The organism is Halomonas sp. 707B3, assembly GCF_024158645.1.
GTDB classification, from domain to species: Bacteria; Pseudomonadota; Gammaproteobacteria; order Pseudomonadales; family Halomonadaceae; genus Vreelandella; species Vreelandella lionensis.
Genome location: NZ_JAMZBE010000210.1, coordinates 1 through 4,680 on the forward strand (window position 1 = coordinate 1; position 4,680 = coordinate 4,680).

4 protein-coding genes are annotated in these 4,680 nt (G+C 60.8%); all 4 read left to right on the forward strand.

Annotated features, from left to right (window positions below; genetic code table 11):
* Positions 1 to 71 precede the first annotated feature (71 nt).
* Genes BIS10_RS17470 through xylB form a run of 4 tightly spaced genes read left to right on the forward strand, consistent with a single transcriptional unit; the run spans position 72 to position 4,493 of the window.
* On the forward strand, positions 72 to 857 hold the full coding sequence (locus BIS10_RS17470) for an L-iditol 2-dehydrogenase (protein WP_253507213.1): 786 nt from the start codon (positions 72 to 74) through the stop codon (positions 855 to 857).
* A gap of 7 nt (positions 858 to 864) precedes the next feature.
* Complete coding sequence (locus tag BIS10_RS17475) at positions 865 to 1,485, forward strand: nucleoside/nucleotide kinase family protein (protein WP_253507216.1); 621 nt, start codon at positions 865 to 867, stop codon at positions 1,483 to 1,485.
* 36 nt (positions 1,486 to 1,521) lie between these two features.
* Complete coding sequence (locus BIS10_RS17480) at positions 1,522 to 3,009, forward strand: mannitol dehydrogenase family protein (RefSeq protein ID WP_253507219.1); 1,488 nt, start codon at positions 1,522 to 1,524, stop codon at positions 3,007 to 3,009.
* Positions 3,009 to 4,493 carry a xylulokinase gene (gene xylB / locus BIS10_RS17485; RefSeq protein ID WP_253507222.1) on the forward strand — a complete coding sequence of 495 codons (1,485 nt, stop codon included), beginning with the start codon at positions 3,009 to 3,011 and terminating at the stop codon, positions 4,491 to 4,493. Before BIS10_RS17480 ends, xylB begins: the two co-directional genes overlap by 1 nt.
* Positions 4,494 to 4,680 lie beyond the last annotated feature (187 nt).

A 4,680-nucleotide genomic window follows, 5' to 3' on the forward strand; every position in this document is an offset into this window, starting at 1 on the left:
TTTGCCTCATATGCGCGGGCTCCGCGCCTTAGTGGACGAGTGGCAATTACATCTGCAAGGACAAGATAACAATGAAACTGCTCAATAAACGTGCCGTGATTACTGGCGGTGCCCGTGGCATCGGACTCGCCATTGTCCAGCGCTATTTGGCCGAAGGGGCCAGTGTCGTGGTGGCCGATATCGATGCCAAGGCCATCGAAGACGCACTCACCACGCTGCAGCAGGATGCCAGCGCCGAGCGGGTCATGGGCGTGGTGCTGAACGTGTGCGACCAAGGCTCTATCGATGCCATGGTGGAGAGCGTCACCGAGCGCTTTGGTGGCATTGATATTTTGGTCAATAACGCGGCGGTGTTCGATATGGCGCCGGTGCTGGAAGTGACCCAGGCCAGCTTCGACAAACAGTTTGCGGTGAACACCAAAGGCATGTTTTTCACCCTGCAGGCCGTGGCCCGCGCCATGGTGGCTCAAGGTCAGGGAGGCAAAATTATCAATATGGCCTCTCAGGCGGGCCGGCGTGGCGAACCGCTAGTGAGTGTTTACTGCGCCAGCAAAGCCGCCGTGATTAGCCTGACCCAGTCCTGCGGGCTCGATTTGATCAAACACCGCATTAACGTCAACGGCATTGCCCCCGGTGTGGTGGATACCCCGATGTGGGAAGAGGTCGATGCACTGTTTGCCCGTTTTGAGAACCGCCCGCTGGGCGAGAAAAAGCGATTGGTGGGCGAGGCGGTGCCCTATGGCCGCATGGGGCTGCCGGAAGATCACACCGGCGCCGCTGTGTTTCTTGCCAGCCAGGATAGCGATTACGTCGTCGCCCAGACGCTCAACGTCGATGGCGGCAACTGGATGAGCTAAGACGCCCATGAGCCCTGATCTTGTTTCGTTAAGCCACCAACTGCTGGATGCCGCCGAAGGCAAGTCGCGCTTTATGGTTGCCCTGGCGGGGCCGCCGGGGGCCGGAAAATCCTACCGCAGCGCGCTGCTCTGTGAAGCGATTAATCAACTGCGCCCAGGGCACGCGGCAGTGGTGCCGATGGATGGCTACCACTTCGATAACGCCGTTCTAGGCGATGAACAGCTGCCTGTGAAAGGTGCGCCGCACACCTTCGATGTGGAGGGCTTGCATCACGATTTAATGCGCATCCGTCGGGCGGATAAGCCAGTGGCTGTGCCGGTCTTTGATCGGCCGCTGGACCTTGCCCGTGCCGGTGGGCGGTTAATTACCCCCGCGCATCGCATTGTGATTGTGGAAGGCAATTATCTGCTATTGAACCAAGATCCGTGGCGTTCACTGCACGCGCTGTTCGACTGGACGCTAATGATCGACGTCGATGATGACGTGCTCGTAGAGCGGTTGGTGAACCGCTGGCTCTGTATGGGCCAAGACCACAGCGGCGCGCTTGAGCGCACCCACCAAAAAGACATGCTGAACGCCGCGCTGGTAAAAACCAGCAGCGTGCCACCTGACCAGCGCTGGCGCTAGGACGCGCTTGCCCAGCCAATAACCCGGAGAGTGACGATGACCCAGCTTAATAACCACAATGTGGGTTCCCTCAGCGCGGCGGTTGAGACGCCGACCTATGATCGTCAGGCCGTGACGCCTGGCATCGTCCATATTGGCGTCGGTGGTTTTCATCGTGCCCATCAGGCGATGTACTTAGATGCGCTGATGAACCAAGGCGAAGCGCTGGATTGGGGCATTGTAGGCGTGGGGGTCATGCCCGGCGACAAACGCATGCAGCAGGCCCTCGCCGCACAAGACTACCTTTACACCCTCGTGGTCAAGCACCCTGACGGTGAGTATCAGCCTCGGGTGATTGGCAGCATGGTGAACTACCTGTTTGCCCCGGAAGACCCCGAGGCGGTCATCGAAACCATGGCCGACCCTGCCATCAAAATTGTCTCGCTCACCGTTACGGAGGGCGGCTACAACTTTCATCCGGTGTCCGGAGAATTCAACCTGGACGCCCCCCAGGTGCGCGACGATCTCGCCCACCCTGAGCGCCCCTCCACCAGCTTTGGCTTGGTGGTGGAAGCCCTGGTACGCCGCCGGGCACGGGGTATTGCGCCGTTTACGGTGATGTCCTGCGATAACATTCAAGGCAACGGCGATGTCGCCAAGCGCATGTTCAGCGCCTATGCCCGCGCCCGCAGTGCGGAGCTGGGCGACTGGCTAGCCGCTGAGGTGGCGTTCCCCAACGCCATGGTGGACCGCATCACGCCGGTGACCGCGCCCACGGATATCGAAGAGCTCTCCCAGCGCTTTGGCGTTGAAGATGCCTGGCCCGTGGTGTGCGAGCCCTTTACCCAGTGGGTGCTGGAAGATCACTTCCCCTTGGGCCGCCCGGCGTTCGAGAAGGTCGGCGTGCAGGTTGTCGAGGATGTCGAGCCGTACGAACTCATGAAGCTGCGCCTGCTCAATGCCAGCCATCAGGCGCTGACCTACTTTGGCTATTTGGCGGGCTACCGCTACGCCCATGAAGTGTGCCAAGACCCGCTGTTTGTCGAGTTCTTGCTCGGCTACATGCGCGAAGAGGGCACACCGACGCTGCCCCCCGTACCGGGGGTGGATTTAGAAACCTACCGGCTGACGCTGATTGAACGCTTTGCGAACCCGCAAATCAGAGACACCTTGGCGCGGCTGTGCGCCGAAAGCTCGGATCGCATTCCTAAATGGTTAGTGCCGGTGATTCGCCAGCAGCTTGCCCAGGGTGGTGAGATTGAGCGCAGCGCCGCCGTGGTGGCCAGCTGGGCACGCTACGCCGAAGGGGTCGATGAGCAGGGTCAGACCATTGAGATCGTGGACCGTTTGCGCGAGCCGTTAATGGCCATTGCCGCCAATAACCGCACCCATCCAGCGGCCTTCGTGGAAAACCGCGAGCTGTTTGGCGACTTGGTGGACCAGCCTCGCTTCCTTAACGCCTACCTGGAGGCGCTGAAGTCGCTGCATGAACGAGGCGCACGGGCTACTCTTGAGGCTCTGGTCGCGTCCAAAGGAACGTTGTGATGTATATCGGGGTGGATTGCGGTACGCAAAGTACCAAAGTCGTGGTGGTGGATGTAGAACGGGGCGTCATTCTGGGCGAAGGCAGCCGCCCGCACCGCCTGGATGAAGGGGAGCATGGCCGCCGGGAGCAGGCACCCGCGGAGTGGCTGGCGGCGCTCAAAGGCGCGTTCTTTCAAGCGATTGAGCGCGCCGGGATCGATGCCAAGCAGGTGCGCGGTATTGGTGTGTCTGGCCAGCAACACGGCATGGTGGCACTCGATGCCGATGGCGTGCCGGTGTATCCCGCCAAGCTGTGGTGCGATACCGAAACCAGCGCTCAAAATAGCGCGTTGGTGGAAACGCTGGGGGGCGAGGCGGGCTGCCTGGAGAAGCTGGGCCTGGTGCTGCAAACGGGCTATACCGCCTCAAAAGTGGCCTGGCTACGCGAGCATCAACCGGATGCCTACCAGCGTATTGCTACGCTCTTGCTGCCCCATGACTACCTGAATTTCTGGCTGACTGGCGAACGGGTTACCGAGGCAGGCGACGCCTCGGGCACCGGTTACTTTGATACCCGCGCCCAGTGCTGGCAGAAAGAGGTGTTTGCTGCCATTGCGCCGGAGCTCGACCCTGACCGTGTACTGCCTCGGATCATTGACGCCCATGAACCCGCTGGCCGCGTGCGCCCGTTAGTGGCTCAGGAGCTGGGGCTAGGCGATAACGTGGTGGTCTCCTCGGGCGGTGGCGACAACATGATGGGGGCGATTGGCACCGGCAATATTACCCATGGGCTGGTCACGCTCAGTTTGGGCACTTCCGGCACGGTGTGTGCTTACTCACCTAATTCGGTGGTGTGTGACAGCGCCATGGTGGCGAATTTTTGCGCCAGCCACGGGGGGTGGCTGCCGCTGATCTGTACCATGAACGTGACCTCGGCAACGACTCGCGTGCGTGAGCTGTTTGGGTTGGACTTGGCTACCTTTGGCGAACAGGTCGCCAGCGCCCCGATTGGTGCCGAGGGCGTCACCGTGCTGCCGTTCTTCAACGGCGAACGGGTGCCCATGCTGCCCGATGCCACCGGCGATTTTCTCGGGTTGACCAGCCTGAATATGACCCAGGCCAACCTCTGTCGAGGCGTGATGGAGGGCGCGACCTTTGGCCTACGCTATGGGCTGGAGCTGCTAGGCGAGCTAGCCGCGGGCACCAGCCAGATTCGACTGATTGGCGGCGGGGCGAAAAGCCCGGTGTGGCGGCAAATGGTCGCTGATATTACCAACACCCAGGTGATTTGCCCCGAGATTACCGATGCCGCCGCGCTAGGGGCAGCCATTCAAGCGGCCTGGTGCGATCTACAGCCCGAGGGCGTTAGCCTAGCATCGCTCTGCGAGCGCCTGGTGCATCTGGATGCGGCCTCGCTGGCGGAGCCTGATGCCGAGCGTGTGGCCGCCTATGAAGGGGCCTATCAGCGCTATTTGGCCGCGCTAGGGCAGCGCCATACGCTGTAACCACCCATTGCCTCCATGGCCGATTGCCTTGTACCGTGATCCACTCAACCACGGTAACGCAGCGGAGAATGCCATGGAGGCTAGCTTACTGGATTGCCCCTAAAAAAGTAGACACCTTTTTTCGAGAGAAGGTGTTATGAAATACAAATGTAGCCCCAGGTATTCAGATGCGTTTAAACGTGACGCC